Source organism: Acinetobacter haemolyticus (assembly GCF_003323815.1).
Lineage (GTDB): Bacteria > Pseudomonadota > Gammaproteobacteria > Pseudomonadales > Moraxellaceae > Acinetobacter > Acinetobacter haemolyticus.
Genome location: NZ_CP030880.1, coordinates 1,879,695 through 1,903,109, shown reverse-complemented (window position 1 = coordinate 1,903,109; position 23,415 = coordinate 1,879,695). Strand labels below are relative to the sequence as shown.

19 protein-coding genes are annotated in these 23,415 nt (G+C 38.9%); 15 read left to right on the top strand and 4 right to left on the bottom strand.

All coding sequences use genetic code 11. The features are described from left to right. The first annotated feature begins 161 nt into the window (after positions 1-161). Positions 162-1,514, top strand: a complete 1,353-nt coding sequence (gene gorA, locus DS737_RS08735) for a glutathione-disulfide reductase (RefSeq protein WP_017394822.1) — start codon at positions 162-164, stop codon at positions 1,512-1,514. Positions 1,515-1,581: 67 nt separating this feature from the next. On the opposite strand, the gene DS737_RS08730 is transcribed toward gorA, so the two are convergent. From DS737_RS08730 to DS737_RS08715, 4 genes are all read right to left on the bottom strand, one after another. Beyond that, positions 1,582-2,781: an acyl-CoA dehydrogenase family protein gene (locus DS737_RS08730; RefSeq protein WP_113997336.1), complete on the bottom strand. Its 1,200-nt coding sequence runs from the start codon at positions 2,779-2,781 to the stop codon at positions 1,582-1,584. 15 nt (positions 2,782-2,796) lie between these two features. Further along, on the bottom strand, positions 2,797-4,083 hold the full coding sequence (locus tag DS737_RS08725) for an acyl-CoA dehydrogenase family protein (RefSeq protein WP_171287611.1): 1,287 nt from the start codon (positions 4,081-4,083) through the stop codon (positions 2,797-2,799). 236 nt (positions 4,084-4,319) lie between these two features. Continuing rightward, positions 4,320-5,693, bottom strand: coding sequence for an ABC1 kinase family protein (locus tag DS737_RS08720; protein WP_113997334.1), 1,374 nt, complete (start codon positions 5,691-5,693; stop codon positions 4,320-4,322). 191 nt (positions 5,694-5,884) lie between these two features. Further along, the gene (locus DS737_RS08715) at positions 5,885-6,190 is read right to left on the bottom strand and encodes a hypothetical protein (RefSeq protein WP_005080861.1); all 306 of its coding nucleotides are present in this window, start codon (positions 6,188-6,190) and stop codon (positions 5,885-5,887) included. 166 nt (positions 6,191-6,356) lie between these two features. On the opposite strand from DS737_RS08715, the gene ybaK reads away from it, so the two are divergent. The 14 genes from ybaK to DS737_RS08645 all read left to right on the top strand — a co-directional run bounded on the left by ybaK (position 6,357) and on the right by DS737_RS08645 (position 23,408). Further along, positions 6,357-6,824, top strand: a complete 468-nt coding sequence (gene ybaK / locus DS737_RS08710; RefSeq protein ID WP_008941458.1) for a Cys-tRNA(Pro) deacylase — start codon at positions 6,357-6,359, stop codon at positions 6,822-6,824. A 321-nt stretch (positions 6,825-7,145) separates the two neighbouring features. Next, the gene (acbA, locus tag DS737_RS08705) at positions 7,146-8,930 is read left to right on the top strand and encodes an acinetoferrin biosynthesis protein AcbA (protein WP_113997333.1); all 1,785 of its coding nucleotides are present in this window, start codon (positions 7,146-7,148) and stop codon (positions 8,928-8,930) included. After that, positions 8,923-10,404, top strand: coding sequence for an acinetoferrin biosynthesis monooxygenase AcbB (gene acbB, locus DS737_RS08700; RefSeq protein WP_113997332.1), 1,482 nt, complete (start codon positions 8,923-8,925; stop codon positions 10,402-10,404). Before acbA ends, acbB begins: the two co-directional genes overlap by 8 nt. Then, a complete protein-coding gene (gene acbC / locus DS737_RS08695) occupies positions 10,401-12,218 on the top strand; it encodes an acinetoferrin biosynthesis protein AcbC (protein WP_113997331.1) in 1,818 nt (605 codons plus the stop codon). The genes acbB and acbC overlap by 4 nt, the downstream gene beginning before the upstream one ends. Positions 12,219-12,245: 27 nt before the next feature. Then, positions 12,246-12,884 (top strand): acinetoferrin biosynthesis acetyltransferase AcbD, encoded by a 639-nt coding sequence (gene acbD / locus DS737_RS08690; protein ID WP_113997330.1) that lies wholly within the window; start codon positions 12,246-12,248, stop codon positions 12,882-12,884. Continuing rightward, positions 12,881-13,252, top strand: a complete 372-nt coding sequence (gene actB, locus DS737_RS08685) for a protein ActB (protein WP_113997329.1) — start codon at positions 12,881-12,883, stop codon at positions 13,250-13,252. The genes acbD and actB overlap by 4 nt, the downstream gene beginning before the upstream one ends. After that, a complete protein-coding gene (actC, locus tag DS737_RS08680; protein ID WP_005080844.1) occupies positions 13,249-14,484 on the top strand; it encodes a putative ferric acinetoferrin MFS transporter permease subunit ActC in 1,236 nt (411 codons plus the stop codon). Before actB ends, actC begins: the two co-directional genes overlap by 4 nt. A gap of 9 nt (positions 14,485-14,493) precedes the next feature. Then, entirely contained in the window at positions 14,494-16,764 is a 2,271-nt protein-coding gene (locus DS737_RS08675) for a TonB-dependent receptor (protein ID WP_113997328.1), read from the top strand. A gap of 54 nt (positions 16,765-16,818) precedes the next feature. Continuing rightward, entirely contained in the window at positions 16,819-18,045 is a 1,227-nt protein-coding gene (gene actD, locus DS737_RS08670) for a putative acinetoferrin export transporter ActD (protein WP_113997327.1), read from the top strand. A 364-nt stretch (positions 18,046-18,409) separates the two neighbouring features. Then, on the top strand, positions 18,410-20,542 hold the full coding sequence (mtlD, locus tag DS737_RS08665) for a bifunctional mannitol-1-phosphate dehydrogenase/phosphatase (RefSeq protein ID WP_113997326.1): 2,133 nt from the start codon (positions 18,410-18,412) through the stop codon (positions 20,540-20,542). A gap of 81 nt (positions 20,543-20,623) precedes the next feature. Then, positions 20,624-21,220 (top strand): 2'-5' RNA ligase family protein, encoded by a 597-nt coding sequence (locus tag DS737_RS08660; protein WP_113997981.1) that lies wholly within the window; start codon positions 20,624-20,626, stop codon positions 21,218-21,220. 2 nt (positions 21,221-21,222) lie between these two features. Continuing rightward, the gene (gene cobU, locus DS737_RS08655) at positions 21,223-21,741 is read left to right on the top strand and encodes a bifunctional adenosylcobinamide kinase/adenosylcobinamide-phosphate guanylyltransferase (RefSeq protein WP_113997325.1); all 519 of its coding nucleotides are present in this window, start codon (positions 21,223-21,225) and stop codon (positions 21,739-21,741) included. A gap of 1 nt (position 21,742) precedes the next feature. Beyond that, complete coding sequence (gene cobT, locus DS737_RS08650) at positions 21,743-22,810, top strand: nicotinate-nucleotide--dimethylbenzimidazole phosphoribosyltransferase (protein ID WP_113997324.1); 1,068 nt, start codon at positions 21,743-21,745, stop codon at positions 22,808-22,810. Continuing rightward, positions 22,800-23,408, top strand: coding sequence for a histidine phosphatase family protein (locus tag DS737_RS08645; RefSeq protein WP_113997323.1), 609 nt, complete (start codon positions 22,800-22,802; stop codon positions 23,406-23,408). The genes cobT and DS737_RS08645 overlap by 11 nt, the downstream gene beginning before the upstream one ends. The last annotated feature ends 7 nt before the right edge of the window (positions 23,409-23,415 follow it).

Sequence of the window (23,415 nt, the reverse complement as noted above, 5' to 3'; positions counted from 1 at the left end):
TATTTACAGACGCTCATCATGTTCCAAGCACTGTTCAGAAATGATCAGTGCTTTTTTCTTGTATTAAAAAATTAAAAAACCACGGTTTTTGCAAATTCTTATTGTATATCTATATAACCTAGAATCAAAACAGCACTTACAATCGATTTTACGAGGCGATGATGACAAAACATTATGATTATATTGCGATTGGCGGCGGTAGTGGCGGGATTGCATCAGTTAATCGTGCTGCAATGTATGGAAAGAAATGTGCATTGATTGAGAAAAGTGAAATTGGGGGGACGTGTGTAAACGTGGGATGTGTGCCTAAGAAAGTGATGTGGTATGCAGCACATGTTGCGGAGACGATACAGAAATATGCACCAGACTATGGATTTAATGCACATGTTGAATCATTTGATTGGCAGCATTTAATTAAAAATCGGCAAGCTTATATACAAAGAATTCATACGTCTTATCAAAATAGCCTAAGCAGTAATAAAGTGGATCTTATACAAGGTGAGGCGACCTTTATTGATACTCATACGATTGAGGTTAATGGTAATCGACTTACTGCGGATCATATTTTAATAGCTACAGGGACACAGCCATCATTACCTGATATTGAAGGGGTTGAATATGGGATTGACTCTAATGGCTTCTTTGAGTTATCTGATTTACCTAAAAGAGTAGCTGTTATAGGTTCTGGCTATATTGCGGTTGAACTTGCTGGGGTACTCAATACATTAGGCTCCGAGGTCGGGCTATTTATCCGTCAGAATCGACTAGTACGTCGTTTTGAATCATTTATTAGTGAAACACTTATGACTGTGATGCAAACAGATGGTATTACGGTACACACGCAAGCTGTTCCCAAAAAAGTCACAAAAAATGGGGATGGTTCGGTGGTGCTCCATTTAGAAAATGGTGAAAGTCATACGATCGATTGTCTTATCTGGGCAACAGGTCGAGAACCGAATACAGCAAGTTTAGCTCTAGAAAAAGCGAATATTGAGCTTGATGATAGGGGCTATATCTGCGTTGATAAATTCCAGAATACATTGCAAGCGGGCATTTATGCTGTAGGGGATATTACTGGAAAAATGGAACTTACACCTGTTGCTGTGGCGGCAGGACGTCGATTATCAGAACGGCTTTTTAATAATAAACCTGAAGAACATTTAGATTATGAAAATATTCCTACAGTGGTCTTTAGTCATCCGCCTATAGGTACTGTTGGGATCACCGAAGATGAAGCGGTAGATCAATATGGTCAGGAAGCTGTAAAGGTATACAACACCTCTTTTACGGCTATGTTTAGTGCAATTACTGAACATCGTCAACCTACGAAGATGAAGCTAGTTTGCGTGGGTAAGGATGAGAAAATTGTGGGGATTCATGGTATTGGATTTGGGATGGATGAAATTTTGCAAGGCTTCGCTGTTGCTCTAAAAATGGGAGCGACTAAGAAAGATTTTGATAATACCGTTGCGATTCATCCAACTTCTGCCGAAGAGTTTGTGACCATGAGATAAAGTATTAATGAAATGTAAAGGCTAAAGGACGTTATAAAAACGTCCTTTAGCCTGTCAGAAGAGGAAATTATTTTAATTCGCTCGATGATTTGCCCAATTCACGACGCGCGATGATCAATTGCTGAATCTGTTGTGTACCTTCAAAAATATCTAGAATTTTTGAGTCACGTGCCCATTTCTCCAGCAATTCATCTTCGCCATAACCTACACTTGCAGCTAACTCTACACATTTCAGTGTAATTTCATTGCCGACACGACCAGCTTTGGCTTTAGCAATTGAAGCTTCTTTAGAGTTCGGCTTTTTATTGTCTGCCATCCATGTCGCTTTAAGCATAAGTAAACGGGCAGCTTCCCACTCAGCCTCCATACGATAGATTTGTGCAGCCAGATTTGAACTTTGCAAATACGGTGTTTGATAGTCAGGATCAAGTTGGTCTTTGAAAATCTCTTTGATACGTTCTAAAGAGGCTTTTGCACAACCAATTGCCATCGCTGCAACAAGTGGGCGTGTATTATCAAACGTTTCCATCACTCCAGCAAAACCTTTCGCCACGTCGATATCAGGATTACCCAATAGGTTTGCAGCAGGCACACGACAGTCGATGAAACTAATGACTGCTGTATCAGATGCTTTGATTCCAAGTTTATGTTCGAGACGTTCGACTTTCATTCCTTGTGTGCCTTTAGTCACAACAAAAGATTTAATCGCAGCACGTCCAAGTTTCTTATCTAGAGTTGCCCAAACGACAACTGAATCAGCACGTTCACCTGAAGTAACAAAGATTTTTTCACCGTTTAGAATATAATCATCGCCATCTTTGGTTGCAGTCGTACGGATAGCTGCTGAGTCAGAGCCACAACCCGGTTCAGTGATTGCCATTGCAGCCCAAGTGCCTTTGAAACGTTCGAGTTGCTCATCATTGGCAACCGCAGCAATGGCAGAGTTCCCCAAGCCTTGGCGTGGCATACTGAGTAATAATCCAGTATCGCCATAACACATTTCAATAATGCCAAGTGCTGCTGACATATTACCGCCATTTACGATCGAATCTGGATTGGCTGTGCCGCGCTTGCTAGCATTTGCTGCACCTACGCCTTCGCCACTTTCATTCATCCCATCTAGTAAGGCAGCTAACATATCCAGTTCTTTTGGATAGGCATGTTCAGCTTTATCATATTTACGAGAAATTGGACGTAATACATTAATGGCAGTTTCGTGTGCTTGATCAACCAGCATTTTAAATTTTTTCGGATTCTGTAAATTCATTATTATTCTCCAAAATTAAGCGTGTAAGCCAGAATGCAAGATTGCGGTCGCACGTAAATCACGATACCAACGTTCAACAGGATGCTCTTTGGTAAAGCCATGCCCACCCAAGATTTGAACGCCATCCGTACCGATTTTCATTGATTTTTCAGCACAGAGTAGTCGTGCCAAATACGCTTCGCGGTGGAATGGTTGTCCAGCTTCCGCCAAACTTGCTGCGTTGAGTACCAACATGCGCATCGCGTCAATTTCAATGGCCATATCAGCAATCATGAATGCAACGCTTTGACGGTGTGAGATTGGCTCCCCAAAGGCAGTACGTTCGTTTGCATATTTGATGCAATACGCTTTTATGGCTTCACAAGTCCCGATAGCCATTGCACACCACATCAAATTACCTAAATCCACAAACGCAGTGTAATCGAAGTCTGTATCACCTAAGCGAAGAGCAGGAGTTTGATTGAATTGAAGTGTCGCAGTCTCTGCTGCTTTTAAACCCATCGCGGGATTTGCTTTGATTGCAATCGTTTCATCACACTGCACCACAAAGATATCGGGTTTTCCGTTCCATTCAGCACTGACAATAAAGACATCTGATGTATCACCTAAAACAACGAGAGTCTTTTCACCTGTGATATAGAACTGTCCATTTTGCTCAGTTGCTTTTGTTTTCAAATGGAATGGATTAAATGCCGGTGTTGCTTCTTGGAAGGCGAAAGTTGCAGTAACATCTGGATCTTCTGCAAACACAGGTAAATACATAGATTGAACTTGGGTTGAACCCCAACGAGTCATTGCATTGATCACACTAAAGGTACTTAATAGGCCTGCGGTTAAACTGAAATCACCTTTAGCAAGACTTTCTGCAATTAGAATATTACTGACAATATTTTGTTCAGCCGCAACACCGCCCAAAGCTTCGGGTAATGCGTAGTAATTTAAACCAAGATCAGTTAAATGCTGCCAAAGTTCTTCTGGAAATTGGGCATGATGATCTGCATCATGCGCTAAGGTATATAAAACCTCTTCAGCAAATTGTGACATGGCATCGCAGGTCATTTGCTGTTCTTCAGTTAAACTCAGATCAAATAGGTTTTTATTACTTTGATTTGGTAGACGCTGTTTATCTATTGGTTGCGGTTTAAAGGCCTTTTGTGTTTTTGTCAGCACCTTAAAGCCAGTCTTTGAACCTTGGTACAGCGATTTTTCAACAAATTTTCGTAGCTTGAGTTGATCAAGCATTTCGCTTCCTGCGATTTTTGTGATTAGAGATAGCCCGAAACCTTGAGCCTTATTCATCATATTAGACATGACTTTATCCTAGGGGATGATTGTAAATTCATGCTGACATGCCCCAGTTAAAAAAACTATGTCTTCTTTGACACGCTGAATTGAGAACGATAAAGCGTAATTTGAATACCTAAGTGGATTTATCTTATTGTTTTTTAAAATTTTAAAAAAATGATGAAAAATAAAAATTAAAAAAAATTGACCAATCTGACAAATTTGATTGGTCAAGATGACTTTGTATAGGCATGTTATGCAAATTGACGAATCATTTTACGAACGTTTGTCTTTGCATCAATGACGGTCATAAAGGTATATGCACCAATAAATTTACGACTAATAAACATAAATTCTTTTGGAGGAACCGAGAAGTAGCGAGAAGCCATTGATTGCGCTGCTTGTTGCATTACTCGACTATGAAGCTGACTTTTCTTCCAGTCATAGCGATCTTGATCATCCATAATACCAGTAGGCATGTCTGGATTGTTTTCAGGGCAACTAAATGCTTCAGTCGCAATTAAGAAAACATCTGCCATGCCTGGTTTAATACTTTCTGGCATACCATCAAAAAATTCGTAGCCTGTCATCGCTTTGACCATGGCTGCTTTGTCGTGATCATAGCCCGCTTGAATTAGGTTACGCGCAACAGACAGCAAATTCTCATCGAATTGACGTATCGCACCAAAATCAAGTAATACAATTTTATCGCGGACGTCAGTACCGTTCCCTAAACGGACTAAATAATTACCGAAGTTAGGATCGGTTTGCATTTCACCCCATTCAAATAATTCACGTACTGCGATCTCTAATGATGCTTCGCCCAATTGATTTCTACGTTCTTGTGGCAAAGAGAGCATGACAGGGCTGTTTACAGGAACACCACGCTCGAAAGTCATACAGAGCACTTTTTCAGCACAGAATTCATTGACAATCTGAGGGACAATATATCGAGGATCTTCTTTTAAACGTGCAGCAAAGCGACGTGTGGTCGCAGCTTCGATGCCATAATTAACTTCTCGATGCATCATTTCTCTAACTTCATCAAACCATTGATCAAATTCACGGGTCTGCGGAACCATGCGCGTGAGTTTAAGCATGTTTTTGAAAAGATTCATATCTGAATCAATCGCTTCAGCTACACCTGGATATTGGATTTTAAGCACTAATTCTAAACCATCCGATTTACGGATAGCACGATGTACTTGAGCTAATGAAGCTGTACCGATTGGCTCATGGTCGATGGTCAGATCGTCCATTCTAGAACCTAGTTGTTCTTGTAAATGTGCTTTAATAGCAGGCCAAGCCAAAGCAACAGTTTGGTTGTTCAGCGTGTTTAATGCTTGAGTAATTTCTTCAGGCAGGAAATGTTCGCCATATAAGGCCATCATTTGCCCGATTTTTACGATCGAGCCTTTTAACTTTCCAATTTCAGAAACCAAATAATGAGCTTGTTCAGCCATCGCTTTCTTACGTTTCTTTTCTTTATCTTCTTCACTTGAAAACATAGAAGTAGCACTTGCGGTTGCCCAACGTGTTCCAGCAAGTAATGAGGCTTTAGCGATAGATAAGCGACGATCCACAGATGAGGTTTTTAGGTTCTTGAGCTTATCGTTCTGATCTGACATGAAAGAAAAATCCTATGCTGAAATCGGAGGGTTGAAAGCTGAGCGTAAATTGTAGTGGATATTACAGCGTTTGAACGTATTAAAATAGTTCAATCTCTTGAATTATCAGTCTAAATTTGTGAAATAGATCAATATTTATAAAATAGCCTAAGCAGATAATGGAATTTTTTAGACGCTAATGGATCTCTACATTAAATTCTAAACTGAATTTTTAATTCAGATTTTTTCATCAAATAAGTACGGTTACTTTGGATGTGCTGCTTTAACATTTGTTTGACTGAATTATGGTGAAAACCTAATGCATGAGCTTTAACAATAATAATACTGGGCAGGGTAAAGAAAAAATATTTGGTATCTTCTAAAGTCGCGTCTTTAAAGATACCTTCTTCAATTAAGGTGTGTTTAAGCAATTGTTTTTCAGCCTGTACGATACTTGAAGACTCATCATTCCAGTAGTTTTGGCGCATTGCCATTAGATTATTATGTTTGTAGCTCATTTGATTGCAGGTCCTATTTTTGATCCACATTGAAGAATATATGCGGGTAGTTGAGTAATTATCAAGAATAGATTTATATCAAAAATAGCCTAAGTAAATTTAAACATTTAACCTAAAATGCTACACTATTCCCACTTTAAAATTTTTATAACATCACTGAGTAATCATGACGCCAGCTTGTAAATTGCTTGAAAAACACAAAATACCTTTTTCAATTCATGAATATGAGCATGATGTAAATGCTAAAAGTTTCGGTCTAGAAGCTGCTGAAAAACTAAATTTGAATGTTGAAGAAGTATTTAAAACGTTGATGGTTACTGATGAAAAAAACTTCTTTATTGCGATATTACCTGTGAATCATCAACTCAATCTAAAAAAAGTTGCGGCAGCAGTGGGGTGCAAGAAATTACAAATGGCAAACCCGAAAGACGCTGAGCGTTTGACTGGCTATCTGGTTGGAGGAATCAGCCCCTTGGGTCAAAAGAAACGCTTAAAAACTGTGATCGATAAAAGTGCACAAGCATTTGATAAAATTTACGTTAGTGGTGGAAAGCGTGGACTTGATATTGGACTAAAACCGCAAGATTTGGCAAGTTTATTAAATGCTTCATTTTTTGACATATTAGATTTTTGATGTGGGGAAATATTACATTTGAGACTATTTAAAAATTTTATACATCTATAAAAACTATTGATGGCTACAAGCTGATCATTTTATTTAATGAGAATTATTATTATCTTTTTGTATCTTTACTGAGCAATATTCCTTATTAAACAAAATAAATTCAATGATTTAGTGCTGTTTTTCTAGGTTCTTTTATAGAATTGAAATAGTAAATGATAATAATTATCATTAGTTCCATCTTAACTACAAACTCCCTTGTACTTAAGATGTGTTTCAGGCCTAAAACATTTCGAAAAACAAATTAACTCTTTTGAAAGAGGATATCGACAGATGCAATCACTTGCTAATCGGTTGGCGTTACAACATTTCGTCAATGCATATACGCAAGAAACTGGCAAAGGTCACTTGCTTCATAAAAGTCAGCAATCTCTTCAACTACAGACGTTTAGCCAAGGTTTGACGCTGTTATCAATACCGATTACCTCTATTCAAGCACGTTGCTTTTTCCCTTTATCTTATGTGAGCTGTGTGGGGCGACATCGCTTAGCAGATCTTCCGCAAATTATTATCGATGAAAAAATTAAGGTATTTAGTCCTGTAGCAATTGTTGGGTTGTTGCTAGAAGAACTTGTTCAAGAAGCCCCTGTTCATCTAGATGCTGCTTCATTAGTTGAAAAATGGATTCAAAGTCGAGATGCGCTACAACAGTTTTTACAAAATCGTGAATATGAATTTGATGATTTAGTAAAAGCAGGGCAAAGCTTTATTGAAACAGAGCAAGCTTTGATTTTAGGGCATAGTATGCATCCCGCGCCAAAAAGTAGAACAGGTTTTGTGCATGAGGATTGGTTAAACTTTTCTCCTGAAAATAAAGGTAAGACTCAACTTCATTATTGGCTAGTGCACCAAGATTATATTGCAGAAGGTAGTGCGACTGATGAACCTATTTCAGCGCAATTAAAAACCGCGTTACAGTGGTATTTATCTGAAAATGATCTCAATTTATTAAAGACACATGCGGAATATAAGTTACTTCCTTTACATCCATGGCAAGCGCGTTATTTACAGGGCAAAGCTTGGTTTGAACGATTAAAGCAAACAGGGCAACTGATTGATTTGGGCTTACGTGGTTGGCAATTCTCTCCAACCACTTCCATACGCACATTAGCGAGCTTCAATGCACCTTGGATGGTGAAGCCGTCACTTTCAGTGATGATTACCAATTCTATTCGAGTGAATTTGGCCAAAGAATGTCATCGTGGTGAATTGACACATCGTTTGTGGCATAGTGAGTTTGGGCAAAATATTCTTAAACAGTGTCCAAGTCTAAAAGCAGTCAATGATCCAGCTTGGATCGCTTTAAAAATCGATGATGAAGTGATCAATGACAGTATTTGTATTTTCCGAGATCAACCATTCCATCCACAACAACAAGTCACTTGTATCGCATCTTTGTGCCAAGATCATCCGATTAAGCCTTTAAATCGTTTTAATGCCTTATTTGCAAAAATTGCGAAAGCGCATCCTGATGCTGAAGTTTCAGAGATTGCTTCAGATTGGTTTAATCGTTTCCTCGAAGTCAGTTTGCAGCCTTTGATGTATCTATACCATCGTTATGGTATGGCATTTGAGTCACATCAACAGAATGTATTATTGGAACTCGAAAACCATTTTCCTAAAACTTTATGGTTACGTGATAACCAAGGTTTTTATTATATTGAAGAATTTGCCACTGAAATTCTGCAAGCACTGCCTGAACTAAAAGAAAAAGCCTTTGCGGTAGGTCCGAAAGATTTTGTTGATGAACGTTTTAGTTATTATTTCTTTGGCAATACTTTGTTCGGGATTATTAATGCCATCGGTGCAACAGGCTATATCACTGAAGATGAATTGTTAGCGCATCTAACTGGATTTTTAGAAGAGCAATTACAGCAATATCCTGAGAGTACCTTAATACAAGGACTACTGTTCAATTCAACGCTGCCTTATAAAGGCAACTTGCTGACACGTTTGCATGAATTAGACGAGTTGATCGCACCTGTAGAAAATCAATCTGTTTACGTGCAACTGCCAAATCCACTGCGTATTTCACAGAAGGATGTCAGTTATGCTTGATTTTATTGGAATTGGTCTAGGACCTTTTAATTTAAGTCTTGCTAGTTTGCTACAAAACAAAAGCTCACTCGATTACGTATTTTTTGAGCAAAAGGCGCAATTTGATTGGCATGCAGGTATGCAACTACCTAATACGGTATTACAAGTGCCATTTATGGCAGATTTGGTCTCGATGGTTGATCCAACTAGTCCATTTAGTTTTTTGAATTATCTGCGTCATCAGCAACGTTTGTATAAGTTTTACTTTTTAGAGCAGCCACATATTCCACGTTGTGAATACAACCATTATTGCCAATGGGTTGCAGAACAACTCGATTGTATCCAATATCAATCTCGTGTCTTGAAGATTGAACCTCAAGCGATTGGTTTTAAGGTAGTCGTTGAATCAAACGGTGTTCAGCAAAGTTATTTATGCCGTCATTTGGTGGTTGGTAGTGGCAATGTGCCTTATTTGCCTGAATGTTTGGCAAAAATTCAGAAAATCCGTCCACAACAATGTCTGCATTCAGCACAGTATATGACGCATGCCGACACAGATTTACATGGCGATGTGGTCGTACTTGGTTCTGGACAATCTGCAGCTGAAGTGTTTATCGACTTATTTGATGAACAGCAAGATACTATCAATCATCAGTTTGATTTGCATTGGTTTACTCGTTCTCAAGGTTTCTTCCCGATGGAGTATGCACCATTAGGTTTGGAACATTTTAGTCCAGATTATGCACAGCATTTTTATGATTTGACTGCGCAGCAAAAGGAACAGCAGTTAAAGCAACAAGCCTTGTTATACAAGGGAATTAGTGCAAAAACCATTCGGGAAATTTATCAAAGACTTTATCACCGCAGTATTGCAGGTCAAAGCTTACAGACACATTTACATAGTCAATGTGATTTGAAAGATGCAGAAGCATTGGATACACAAAAAATCCGACTGCATTTCCAGCATCGTGCTACAGCTCAGTCTTTTCATCTCGACTGTGATTTTCTTGTAGCCGCAACGGGTTATTTCACGCCTGATTTTGGTTTTATGCAGTTGCTCAAGCCATACATCGAGTTTGATCATAAACAGCGTTGGCAGATTACAGACGACTATCGTGTTGTACATCGGCTGAATGGTTATATTTTTGTTCAAAATCAGGAAATGCATAGCCATGGTGTCGGCACGCCTGATTTAGGTCTTGGTGCTTATCGTGCAGCAACGATCATTAATCAATTGCTTGCTGAGCCTCTTTATGAATTAGGCAATCAAGCGCAGACATTCCAACACTTTAATCTCTCTCAAAATCCAAAAATTTGTATGGCAGATGACAAAGCACAATCAAACGAGTGCCTTTGCGAAAATTCTCCCAATAAAAACCATTCAATTTTCAAGAAAACAGAACAGAACGTGATGACGGCGCATCCTAATCGTCGTGGTGCAAACACACGCACACAAACTGCTTCTGTACATTCAACATATGAGAAACTGATATGAACTTTGCAACTTTAAAAATTAATCAGCAGCAATGGCGTGCCGCAGGACAACGTCTTATTGAAATGGCGATTGCAGAGTTTCTATACGAAGAAATTATTGAAGTTAAAGCATTGTCAGCAGGGCGTTATCGTTTAGATTTAGGCAATCGTCAGTATGAGTTTCAAGGAAATCAATATCTACTCGGACACTGGAATATTCAGGAAGCTTCGGTACGTGATGTGACTCATAGTCAGGAAAATGATCAACCTGCTTGGAACTTACATGAGTTCATTGTCGCAATGTCTGACAGTTCTAATGTTAAGCCATTTACCAAAGCGTATTTGATCAAAGAAATGAATAATACTTGGCTTGCAGAAGCACATTTGTTCAATGAAACACGTTTGCCAAGTATAGCGGTTTTGACAGAGCCACATTACAAAGTTGAAGGCATGCTACGTGGTCATCCTTGGCTCATCATGAGTAAAGGGCGTATGGGTTTTGGTTATGATGATTATTTAAGCGCTGCACCAGAGCTTTCACCTGAAGTTAAAGTATTGTGGTTAGCCGTACATCGTGATTTGGCAGAGTATCGAAGTACTGAAGATTGGAGTGCCTGCGGTTTATATCAACATGAATTTGATGCCAATGAACTACAGCAGTTCATCAATATTCTCCAAGAAAAAAACCTAGATCCACAAAATTACTTTTTGATTCCCGTACATGCTTGGCAATGGCATCAATGGCTTGTTCCGACTTATGCCAATGAGATTGTGGATCAGAAAATTATTGAGTTAAATATCAGCCAAGATAGCTATGTGCCGATGCAATCAATCCGCACATTATGCAATACGTCAAACCTACAACGCCATTACATTAAGTTGCCTGTCAGTATTTTTAATACCGCTGTTTATCGTGGATTACCCTCAAAACGTAATCTTGCAGCACCCGCAGTGACCGCATGGTTGAAACAGATTCATCAACAAGATCAAGACTTACAAAATACAGGTGTGATTTTCTTAGGTGAAGTTGCGACTTTAACTATCCATCAGCCGTGTTTTGACCGCATTGAAGGTGCACCGTATCAATTTAAAGAGCTGTTCGGTTGTTTATGGCGTGAAAGTGTTGATCGTTATGTTGATCCGTCTCATCAAGTGTTATCTCAAGCAGCATTGTTACACCGTGATATTTCAGGTCAATCGATCTTGAGCGTGTTGATCCAGGCATCAGGTTTAAGCCCTTTGGCTTGGTTAGCACAATTTGCTCAAGTAAGTATGAGTCCATTATTACTTTGCTTATACCGCTATGGTTTGGCATTTTCACCACACGGTGAGAACACGATGTTGGTACATGAAAATGGAGTACCAAAAGCTATGGTATTAAAAGATTTCATTGATGACATTAATTTGGTGGATGAGGATTTCCCTGAGTTAGCTCAGTTACCACCTGAAGCGGCTTTGTTATTACGACATGAGGCGACCGATCTAAGTCATTTTATCTTCACTGGTCTGTTCATGGTGCATTACCGCTATATCTGTAATGTGTTCTTGCAAGACTATCCTGAATATTCAGAGCTTGATTTCTGGCAGACCATTTCCAACACAATTGTTGAATTGAACCAAAAACACCCAGAACTGGCTGAACGTGCTGATAAATTCGCCATGCTGCGTCCAAGTTACACCAAAATTTGTCTAAACCGTGTACGTCTATTTACCACAAGTTATAACGATGAAGCAGAGCGTCCTGTGCCTGTCTTTCTTGATCCCATTGCAAATCCAGTTAGCCCAGAAACATTGAAAACGTGGGCACAGCAACCTCGCCAAGCGAAAGTGGGCTAATTTTATTCGTCATTTTATAGGTTCGATATGAAAACAATCTCTCAGCAATTACCAGATTATTTTGAATACTTTGAAGATGGTACACAGTACTACTTACGCCAAGTGCAATATCCGCAGGATATTCCTTTATTACATCAATGGATGCATGAGCCACATGTAATTCCTCAGTGGCAGTTAAATAAATCGGAACTAGAGTTACAAGTTTACTTCGACAAAATGTTAGCAGATGACCATCACCGCTTATTAATCGTCGGAATTGATGGCAAAGATGTGGGCTATACCGAAATTTATGAGGGTAAACGAGATCGTTTAGGCCGTTATTACGATGGTGATGACAATGATCTCGGTTGGCATTTGCTATTTGGTGACAAATCCGTGTTCGGTAAAGGTTTTTTACGCCCAACTATTCGTTTACTCAGCTTCTATATTTTTGAGCACTCTAAAGCGAAAAAAATTGTGGGTGAGCCAGATCATACCGTCAAACCTTATGCAGCAGTGGTGGCAGAGCTTTGCTATGAAAGTCAACGTTTAATACCGATGCCTGAAAAAACTGCAATGTTGTACTACTGCTTTAGAGAAACTTTTTATCACAAGTTTGGGGAATATTACCAAACATCACAACAACAGCTAGCAGATCGGCCAGCCAAATTCCTGAGTGTTACATGAGCTTATATATCAATGAAATGCATATCCTAGACATGCGCTTTGCAGCGCATGTATCGGTAGCAGAATTTGAACAATGGTTAGCACGAATTCAGCACTATTTCGAACATCAGCGAAATTTTGTGTTGATCATGCAAACCGATGCAAATACAGAATTTCCGGAGGAATATAGAGCAGTCCAAGGCAAGTGGTATAAACAATATAAACAAGATTTTTACCAATATTGCTTAGGTTTTGCGCGTATTGCTCAGGATGACGAAGATCGTATTCGATTGGATACACCAGCACTACACAAAGCTTGGCACGTCCCATATTTTGTCAGCGTAGATAAAACTGAAGCCATGCAATGGGCGATGCAGAGGTATTTATGAATCAAAATTCATTAAATATTCAGAAAGTCTCAGCTTTGAGCCTGAGTGTCGTGGTGGTTTTATACCTTGCTCATGCTTTACCACTGTATTTTTATAACGTCGCATTACCTGCGATTCTGCGCCATCAAGGTGTAGATTTACGTTGGATTGGCATGTTGTCGTTGCTTTATATTCCTTGGGCATTCAAATTCTTTTGGGCGCCTTTAATTGATCGTTTCTACTTAAAAAAACTAGGAAAGCGTAAGACTTGGTTGCTATTTACACAAATTGCACTAGTGCTAGGTGTTGTTGCTTTGGCATTAACACAGTTTGATTATGGTCTCGGTGTATTTGTCATTGTTGGTTTATGGATTTCAACTTTTGCAGCAACTCAAGATATTGCCATTGATGGCTATACCGTCGAAACCTTTTCAGAGTCTGAATATCGCTTAGGAAGCATGGCACAAAGCATCGGCGTTGCGCTCGGTAGTATGGTGGGTGGAGCAGCAACTTTATGGCTTTACCAGCTTTATGGCTGGCAAACTGCATTGATTTCCTTAGCCGCAATGACGGCACTGACTATGTTTGCGATTTTCCAAATCAAAGAAAAATCAATTTCTGAGAAAATCGCTAAACATCCACCAAGTCTGATTCGTGCGTTTAAACGTCCAGAAATGTTATGGGCTTTAGCTTTGATCGTGTGTTATCGCTTCGTTGAAGCACCTGCAATGGCAATGCTGAATCCGATGCTAATTGATCAAAAGTGGTCTTTGGCAGAGATTGGAGTGTTGATGTCTGTGATCGGTGCGGGTATTGGATTATTAGCTGCTGTATCTGCTGCATTTCTCTTGAAAAAAATAGCAGCTACACAATTACTGATCTGGGCAGGCTGGGCACGTACTTTGATTTATGCCTTGTTGGGTGCAGCTGTTCTACTCAGTTGGTTTGATCAATGGCACAGATTACTTGGTGTATTTGTAGTTGTCATTCTTGCAATTCGTTATATCGCGATGACGGCGTTATATGCACATTTCATGCAGACCAGCTCTAAAGATCAAGCAGGAACGGATTTTACGATTTTGGTCTGTTTTGAATTATTGGTTTATTTCATTGGTGGTGCGATGTCAGGTTTCTTAGCTAAAGCGTTTGGCTATGGAAATTTTTATTTAATTCTCGCCGCTGCATCCATTTTAAGCGTTTTACTCAGTCAAGTTTTGATTTCTAAAGCAAAACAATCGAAACAACTTATCTAGGGGCTACTTATGAAAGTTCATACACTTTCGACAACACTAACACTTCTAAGCTTGGCAGTAAGTGCCCAGCTTTATGCTCAAACAACTGAGATCGATACCACGATTCAAAATAATGTTGCAGCAGAAGTTCAAAAACCAACACAACTTGCGCCAATTGTTGTAACAGCAACTCGTTCAGCACAAAGTATCGCTGAAATTGCAGGGACTGTTTACAGTATTAGCCAAGAAGATATTGCCAAACAAGCTGCTGCTGGGAAAAGTACCGCCGATATTTTAGGTTTGTTAGTTCCATCTTTAACTCCAAGTTCGGGTACGACCAGTAACTATGGTATGACCATGCGTGGTCGTACTGTGCAATATATGATTGATGGTGTTCCTCAAACAGGATCACGTGATAGTTCACGTCAGCTAAATAGTATTAGCCCAGACATGATTGAACGAGTTGAAGTTGTATCTGGTGCGAGCAGTATCTATGGTGCTGGCGCTACTGGGGGGATTATCAACATTATCACCAAAAGAGGTTCGGGTGATGGTGTAAACTTTGAAACCAAACTCGGTGTGACTTCTGGTGATAATTTTAAAAGTGATGCTTTAGCTTATGAAGCGTTTCAGTCTGCATCATTTAATCAAGGTGATTGGAGTGGTTTTTTAGGAGCAAGCTATACCAAACGTGGTGAAACCCAAGACAGCCATGGTAATCGCATTGGACCAGAAATTGCACAAACGGATCGCCAAGATACAAAAACGGTTGATGTAAATGGACGTCTAAGCTGGCAGTTTGCTGACAAACAAAAATTAAGTATTGGTGCACAGTACTATAACGATGAACAAGACAGTGAGTATGGTGCTGACTATGGTCCTGGTTTGGCTGTTTTATTAGTTAAAGGTACAAAACCAAGCCAGAAAGCGGTTAAAGGTTTAGAACTTGATACTCAACCACGAACAAAGCGTGGTGCGGTAAATGCCCAATACGAAAATCAAGATTTTTGGGGACAGACTTTAAATGCAGAAGCTTACTATCGTTCTGAAAAAGGCAGATTCTATCCAAGTGCAAATGCTTTAGTACATTCATCTATTTCAGGAGGCGGAACACATATTGTTACCCAATCTGAAACAGATATTGATGTATTTGGTGCACGAGTGGCACTGCAAAGTAAGTTAAATGTTGCTGAACGTGCGCTAAACTTAACTTATGGTGTAGATTATGACCAAGAAAAAGGAAGTGCAACCGCACAACTATATGATTTAACAGCCTTTATGGTAAGTAATGGCCTGAAATTTAAGCCTTTAAATAATTATGCTTTTGGTCCAGATGTAGATACTGAAAAGTTGGGTTTCTTCTTACAAAGCCAATTTGAAGCAACAGATCGCTTAAATCTACAAGCTGGTATTCGTCATGAGCGTATCGATAGTGATGTTAAAGACTCAGTTCCTTATTCTGAAGCAATGGTTGCCGACTTTGTTCCAACTTATCAAGCTAAAACTTTAAAAGGAGGTTCAGTTAAGCATGATGCAACACTTTTCAATGTGGGTGCGCTTTATCATTTAACTGATGCACAACAGGTGTTTGCAAACTTCTCGCAAGGTGCGAATTTACCTGATGTACAACGCATGTTGAGAGATGTTCCAGCAAACTTTGTTGTAAGCAATCAAACGATTGATCCAATCAAAGTAAATAGTTTTGAGTTGGGCTGGCGTCTACAAGATGACACATTAAGTACAGGTATTACGGCGTTCTATAACAAATCTGACAAATCTTTGAAATTTGGTCCGCCAAGTTTTGCGATTGAGGTTATTGATACTGATGAACGTGTGTATGGCGTTGAAGGTAATGTGAAATATACCGTTTCAGATGATTGGAATGTCGGAGGGACTTTAGCTTATACGCGTGGTCAGTTCAAAAACTCAAATGGTAAATGGCAAGAGCTAGATGCAATTCGAGTAGCGCCTTTAAAAGCAACTGTTTATTCAGACTGGCAATTTAATGATGGTTTAGGTTTACGAGTACAAGCTTTGGCTATCGACGGTACTGATAAAGCACGTAAGGATGCAATTGCGAATGGTAGTAATCCAACAGCAGAAATCAAAGGTTTTGCAGTGATGGATGTGATTGCCAATGCAAAAGCAGGACCAGGTACATTAGGCTTTGGTGTTTATAACGTTTGGAATACAGATTACAAGTCTGTATATAGCCAAGCAGTTTCGACTGTTTATGGTCCAATTTCTAGTCTACCAGCTCAAGGTCGTACTTATGGCTTAAGCTACACTCTCAAATATTAATCCAATCATAAAGGCATCTGATTAAGATGCCTTTTCTTTTGATGAATACATATTATGCAGCAAAATTTTAAATTACTGGCTTGGGCAACTCTAGCCAACGGTACTTGTTTCTCGATGATTTTGCCTTTACTTGCCCCATTAATTCGTGAGCTGGGTTTAACAGAAGTACAGGGCGGAGTAATTGTTTCAGCGGGTGCAATTTGTATGGCGATTGCATCTATTCTGATAGCCCGAGGGAAAAAAATACAGACTCCTTATCAATTAATGAATTATGGTTTCTGGGGCATGACCATTACTTGGGCTATATTTACAGCGATTCTTTATTGGGGAATACAACAAACATTACCCGTAATGATAGTTTTTGCTTTGTTGGTGATTAGTCGAGCGAGTACTGGTGGTTTTATGGCTATGCCACAAATTGGCCTACAAAGTTATGTCATGCAACATGTCACAGAGGAACAACAACGCAGTCAAAAAATGGCAATGTATGGTGCGATGAATAGTTTAGGTATGATCGTCGGTCCATTTCTGACGTCCGTGTTATTGTTCGGTGGAATTTTATTGCCAATGTGGATTGCGGTTATTTTATTGGTGATTTTTAGTTTGATTATCACAATGTATTTTAAAAATGATGAGGGTAAACAAAACACAATATTGGATCAAAAACAGCCTGTAAAAATAGAGCGTTCATTTTCATTAAAATCAGCTATGCCTTGGCTTATTTTAGGATTTACTACCTATATGGCTATCGTGACACTCAATATGACGGCAGGTTTTTATATACAAGACCATTTTCATTTAAGCTCACAACAAAGTGCTATTTATTTTTCCCAATGTATGCTCATTGTTGGTTTTAGCTTAGTGATTACTCAGATCCTTATTGTAAAAGTACTTCATTTAAAACTGAAAGCTTTGGTATTGGTGGGTACGTTTAGCATGGTTATTGGACTCATCCTATCTTTAAGTGCAAGCCATATTTGGATGTTTCAAATAAGTTATTTATTTTATGGGGTCGGGGTGGCAAGCCTTTTGCCTGCATTTACCACAGGGGCGGCTCAATCTGTTCCGCAAACTGCTCAAGTCAAAATGGCAAGTATTTGTACAGCTACTCAAGCGATTGGTCTCATTGTGGCGCCTTTACTGAGCACTTTTCTATATCAGTTCGGCATTCACTTACCTTTTTATTTACTCTTAATATTGATGGTCACAGTGGCGGTCTACTTGTTGATCATATCCTATTCAAATCAGAATACGATGATAGGTAATAAAGTTGAATCCTAAATCCAATATGCTTGAAAGACAGAGAATATTAAATTTTTATGATTGCAGTCTCGTAATCGATTCTTAGATGATTATTTTTAGTTGGACGTTTGATCTAGGCGTATGGATATTCATTCTGCAGTTTATTCACATTTTCTATCCAAAGGGATTTGCTAAGACAGAAAAACATAAAACCCATATATAAAAAATGTCAATCACAATATCTATCACAATGCAAGTTTTTTGATCAATACTGATAGTATTGAGAGAATCCTTTAGATTTTTGATTAAAATTTAATCATTTTCATTTCATTTATTTACAACTTGAATTATCGCAAATTTTATTCGGTATGCTAAAGATCGTGATAACAATCAAGGAGTAATAATGCTGATTTTTCATGATTATCCTGTCCATGGGGCGATCTTTGATATGGATGGCACAATGTTTGATACTGAGCGATTACGCTTTCAAACATTAAAACAAGCCTCTCAAGAACTCATTGGACAGGAATTCTCTGATGATTATTTGATGCAATGTCTAGGATTAAGTGCAAAAACAGCAGAACAACTCGCACAAAAAACTTATGGAACAGAAGTTCCTTATCAAACAATTCGTAAACGTGCAGACGAATTAGAGCTTGAGTTTGTACGAAATCAGGGGGTACCGATTAAAAAAGGATTGGTACAAGTGCTAGAACGACTGAGAAAGTCTGGACTTAGAATGGCTGTGGCAACATCAAGTCGCAGAGCGATCGCTGAAGAGTATTTGATTAATGCGAATGTATACAAGTTCTTTGATTTGCTTGTATGTGGCGATGAGGTAGAAAAAGGAAAGCCTCATCCTGAGATTTTTTTACAGGCAGCAGAAAAAATTAATTTAAAGCCTGAACAATGTTTAATGTTTGAAGATTCTGAAAATGGTATTCGGTCTGCATTTGATGCAGGAGGCATTACTGTTTTATTCAAAGATATTAAAGAACCGAATGATGCCATGCTGGCAAAAGCAAATTTCTATTATCCTGATATGTATGAATATTTGATTGCATTGGATCAACATATTCCTGAAATGCTTATGCCGCAGTTGCAAGAAGCATTTCCACAAAGTTTAAATCAGCTCACAGTCGGGATTCATGGTTTTGGTGCAATTGGCGGTGGTTATATTGCCCAAATATTATCGCATTGGGATGGTTTTACCCGTCCAAAACGTATTTTAGCATCGACCCGAAATCGTCTATATCGCGAAGCGGTAAATAGTTTTGGTAGTTATAGTATCCGCTATCCACAGTGTTCTTATGATGAACGAATTGAAAATCTAACAGTGATTGATGCTGATAATGAACAGCAGATGTTAGAAATGTATATGCAGTCGAGTCTAATCGCATTGTGTTTACCTGAACAAGCAATTGAGTCTGAATCGAAGATTATTGCCAAAGGTTTGTTAGCACGTTTTATGTCTCAAGACGCTCAGAATAATGAGCCGATTACATTCCTCATTATTTTAAATAAAGTCTGTGCAAAATATCTGGTGTTAAAATATATTCGTGATGCATTATTGGAAATCACCGATGAGGACATTGCTGAGCATATTCTGAGTGAGCATTACTTCTGTGATACCGTTGTAAACAGGATGGTTTCAAAGTTAACTGATCAGGATTTATATCGTCAATTAAAGATCAAGCATCGTTTATACCAACAATATCAATCTGATTTGAATGATGAGACGATTGAGCTTTCGGATGAAACGGCGCTGAGTGAAAAACAAGAGCAGCAATTGACACAATGTTTAGAAGACATGCGGGAGCAATTTCAAGCAGGTCAGTTCTTGCAAAATATGGATTTGATTTTATTTCATGGAGAAGCTGATATGCCGATCTATGTCGAAAATCGAAGTCCATTACTTGTCAAAATGCGTCAAATGGTTTTAGTGGATCAAATTTCTGATATCCAGATCATTAAGAATCGCTTATGGAATGGTTGCCATGCCATCCTCGCTTGGAATGCAAGTTTAAATGGGCATGAAACGATTGGGATCGCGATGGCTGACCCACAGATGCAGGTTTTTGTCGAAAGATTAGTGGATGAGGTGAAATTAGGTTTAACCAACTTAGTGCCAAATCAAGCGAAACAATTAGATCGTATGGCAAATAGTTTTCTCAACTCATGTCGTTATGCCTACAAAGATCCATGTGAGCGTGTAGCAAGAGATCCATTACGGAAATTAAGCTTTAATGAGCGTGTCTTTGGAAGTATTGAAACGCATATACAGCAACAGATTCCATATCAGAAGCTTGTTGAAGGTGCTGTGTTTGGCTATATCTATGCGATAAAATTTTTAGATTTAGATGAAATGAAGATTGTGCAGCATCTACAAAAGCACGTTAAACAGTTGGATATATCAGAAAGCCAATATAAAGATTTATTGGCTGATATTTACGATGGAATTACCGCATATTTAAAGAAGGATCAGGATGTACTAAATCTTAAGCATTTTTCTGAGATTCAAACAGAAACTGTTTAAAGTTTAGAGCAATCTATGCTTGAATAACACAACTTTAACTATGTTCAAAATGTTGTGTTATTACAAGCATCAACGAAACTGATGGCAACCGCAAACAACGATTATCCTGAATGGCATCGTGGACGCTGTAATTATGGTGTGTGGTATATCCAAATCAATCAACCTGATTTGATCCAACATTTAGACCAATTACAACAACATTTTGCGGATTTATTGATAACGCCTAATCTACGTCAATACCATATCACTTTGTTTGTTGCTGGTTTTTTGACAGAGCAACCAGCTCAGCATAATGATGATTTTGAAATTATTCAGCTCAATCAACAAATCAACATATTAGAAGCATTAGAATTAGATGATTTTGAGCTGGAACTGTCACATATTGATAGTTTTAGTAGCGCTTTATTTGTACAGATTCTGGACTCTCAAAATACATTAGATAAGATACGAAAGAGTTTGTATCAAGTTAAGGACGAAATTGCTGCGCCGATCTATTGCCCACATATCACCTTGGGGCTTTATCGCGAGGCTTGGTCAAGCGAATTAGTCCTAGAGCGTATTCAAGCCCTAACAATCCAAAAAATTAAAGTTCAGGTCAATCAGTTGACTTTCGGTTATTATAACGCTCAGATTTTACAAGGATTACTGTATCCTTATCATCAAGTCAAATTGGGTTGAATATGTTGCAATTAATTCTAGGTGGTGCGCGTTCAGGTAAAAGCCGTTTAGCTGAGAAAATTGCGACAGAAAGTGGTCTAGTGGTGGCCTATGTTGCAACGGCACAGCCTTTAGATGAGGAAATGCAACAGCGTATTCAGCACCATCAACAGCAACGACCGCAGCATTGGAAATTAAGTGAAGAGCCAATATTTCTGGCAGATCAGCTTTTACAAATAGATCAAGAGAATCAAATTATTTTGGTTGATTGTCTCACTTTGTGGTTAACCAATCTCTTGTTAGCTGAAGATTCTAACTTATATTTACAACAAATAGATCAGCTATTCAATGTGCTGCCCAAACTTAAATCACAAATTATTTTAGTGAGCAATGAAACAGGGCTTGGTGTAGTTCCAATGGGGGAAATCAGTCGTCGATTTGTCGATGAAGCAGGGCGCTTACATCAAGCTTTGGGGCAATTAGCAAACAAAGTGATGTTTTGTGTGGCGGGATTTCCTATGATTTTAAAAGATGAGCAATAAAATGTCAGAACAAGCTTGGTGGTTAGAAACAATTAAACATCCAGATTTAGCAGCAAAATCACAAGCTGAGTATCGTCAGTCGCAATTGACTAAGCCAACAGGTGCATTAGGTCAGTTGGAGCAAATTGCGATTCAACTTGCGAGTTTACAAGGAACTATTCAACCTCAGATTCAGAAGCCGTGGATTACGATCTTTGCTGGTGATCATGGTGTAGTTGAAGAAAATATTTCTGCTTATCCTCAAGCGGTTACACGGCAAATGCTTCAAAACTTTGCTTCTGGTGGCGCTGCGATTAGCGTAATTGCCCAATATCATCAAGCACACTTGCAAGTGATTGATTGCGGTACGGTGGGCGATGTTTATGATTATGTTGGTGTTGAACGACATTGTATTCGAGCTGGTACGGCGAACTTCACTAAACACGCTGCAATGACTGAGCAAGAATGCATTACAGCAATGGAATTAGGTAAACAAAGTGTTGATTTGGCACAATCTCAATCAGCAGATATCTTTATTGCTGGTGAGATGGGTATTGGAAATACCTGTTCCGCATCTGCAATGGCAAGTTTATTAATAAATGAAAGTGCTGAGCAATTAACCGGTGTCGGTACAGGAATTAACAATCAACAACTGCAGCACAAAATTGCAGTCATTCATCAAGCTATAAAACTTCATGCACCAAATACTGGCAATAATGCTTTAAAAATACTTGCAGCGGTTGGCGGTCTAGAAATTGCCGCAATGACTGGCGCCTATCTTCGTTGTGCTCAGATAGGTATGCCGATTATTGTTGATGGCTTTATTAGTTCTGTGGCGGCTTTATGTGCAGTGCGTATTCAACCTAGTGTGAGAGATTGGATGCTGTTTGGTCATCAATCTGCTGAGTATGGGCATCAACGAATCCTAAAAGAACTTCAAGCTCAACCTATTTTAAATATGAATTTACGATTAGGTGAAGGCAGTGGTGCGGGTGCAGCGTTGTCAATGATTCAACTTGCTTGTGTGCTACATAATCAGATGGCAACCTTTGCAGAAGCAGCCGTCACAGGTGATAAAGTTGCAGATTGATCTATTGCGTCATGGTGAAACAACGCAAAGTCATACTTTACGTGGACACCTTGATGATAAATTGACCGAGCAGGGCTGGTTGCAGATGCAAACAACCGTTCGAGGTTATCTTGACACTCAGCAGTATTGGGATGTCATCATTAGTTCCCCTCTGCAACGTTGCCGTCTTTTTGCTGAAAATTTGGCTAATCAATTACAACGCCCGCTATTGATCAATGAAAATATCAAAGAAATGTATTTTGGTGATTGGGAAGGTGTTTCAACTCAAAGGATTTATGAAACGACTCCTGAGTTACTGGCAAATTTTTGGCAATTCCCGACTCAATATCAAGCACCAAATGGTGAGCCTTTAGCGCGATTCCAACAACGACTTTTGATTGGTTTTAAACAAATTCATCAGCAAATGCAGGAGAACAGTTGGGAAACAGCGCTGATTGTTACACACGGAGGGGTAATAAAGTTACTAACCTGTTTAGCAAGACAACATAACTTAGATGAGTTATTAAAAATGCCAGCAGAACTGGGAAAACTGTATCAGTTAGAGTTGCTTGACACTGATAGTGGGATTTGTTTTATGGAAAAGACACTTGCTCCTTAGCGTCTAA

Excerpts from the sequence above, each read along its gene's own strand:
- gorA (WP_017394822.1), top strand. The coding sequence starts at position 162 with ATGACAAAACATTATGATTATATTGCGATTGGCGGCGGTAGTGGCGGG.
- DS737_RS08730 (WP_113997336.1), bottom strand. The coding sequence starts at position 2,781 with ATGAATTTACAGAATCCGAAAAAATTTAAAATGCTGGTTGATCAAGCA.
- DS737_RS08725 (WP_171287611.1), bottom strand. The coding sequence starts at position 4,083 with ATGATGAATAAGGCTCAAGGTTTCGGGCTATCTCTAATCACAAAAATC.
- DS737_RS08720 (WP_113997334.1), bottom strand. The coding sequence starts at position 5,693 with ATGTCAGATCAGAACGATAAGCTCAAGAACCTAAAAACCTCATCTGTG.
- DS737_RS08715 (WP_005080861.1), bottom strand. The coding sequence starts at position 6,190 with ATGAGCTACAAACATAATAATCTAATGGCAATGCGCCAAAACTACTGG.
- ybaK (WP_008941458.1), top strand. The coding sequence starts at position 6,357 with ATGACGCCAGCTTGTAAATTGCTTGAAAAACACAAAATACCTTTTTCA.
- acbA (WP_113997333.1), top strand. The coding sequence starts at position 7,146 with ATGCAATCACTTGCTAATCGGTTGGCGTTACAACATTTCGTCAATGCA.
- acbB (WP_113997332.1), top strand. The coding sequence starts at position 8,923 with ATGCTTGATTTTATTGGAATTGGTCTAGGACCTTTTAATTTAAGTCTT.
- acbC (WP_113997331.1), top strand. The coding sequence starts at position 10,401 with ATGAACTTTGCAACTTTAAAAATTAATCAGCAGCAATGGCGTGCCGCA.
- acbD (WP_113997330.1), top strand. The coding sequence starts at position 12,246 with ATGAAAACAATCTCTCAGCAATTACCAGATTATTTTGAATACTTTGAA.
- actB (WP_113997329.1), top strand. The coding sequence starts at position 12,881 with ATGAGCTTATATATCAATGAAATGCATATCCTAGACATGCGCTTTGCA.
- actC (WP_005080844.1), top strand. The coding sequence starts at position 13,249 with ATGAATCAAAATTCATTAAATATTCAGAAAGTCTCAGCTTTGAGCCTG.
- DS737_RS08675 (WP_113997328.1), top strand. The coding sequence starts at position 14,494 with ATGAAAGTTCATACACTTTCGACAACACTAACACTTCTAAGCTTGGCA.
- actD (WP_113997327.1), top strand. The coding sequence starts at position 16,819 with ATGCAGCAAAATTTTAAATTACTGGCTTGGGCAACTCTAGCCAACGGT.
- mtlD (WP_113997326.1), top strand. The coding sequence starts at position 18,410 with ATGCTGATTTTTCATGATTATCCTGTCCATGGGGCGATCTTTGATATG.
- DS737_RS08660 (WP_113997981.1), top strand. The coding sequence starts at position 20,624 with ATGGCAACCGCAAACAACGATTATCCTGAATGGCATCGTGGACGCTGT.
- cobU (WP_113997325.1), top strand. The coding sequence starts at position 21,223 with ATGTTGCAATTAATTCTAGGTGGTGCGCGTTCAGGTAAAAGCCGTTTA.
- cobT (WP_113997324.1), top strand. The coding sequence starts at position 21,743 with ATGTCAGAACAAGCTTGGTGGTTAGAAACAATTAAACATCCAGATTTA.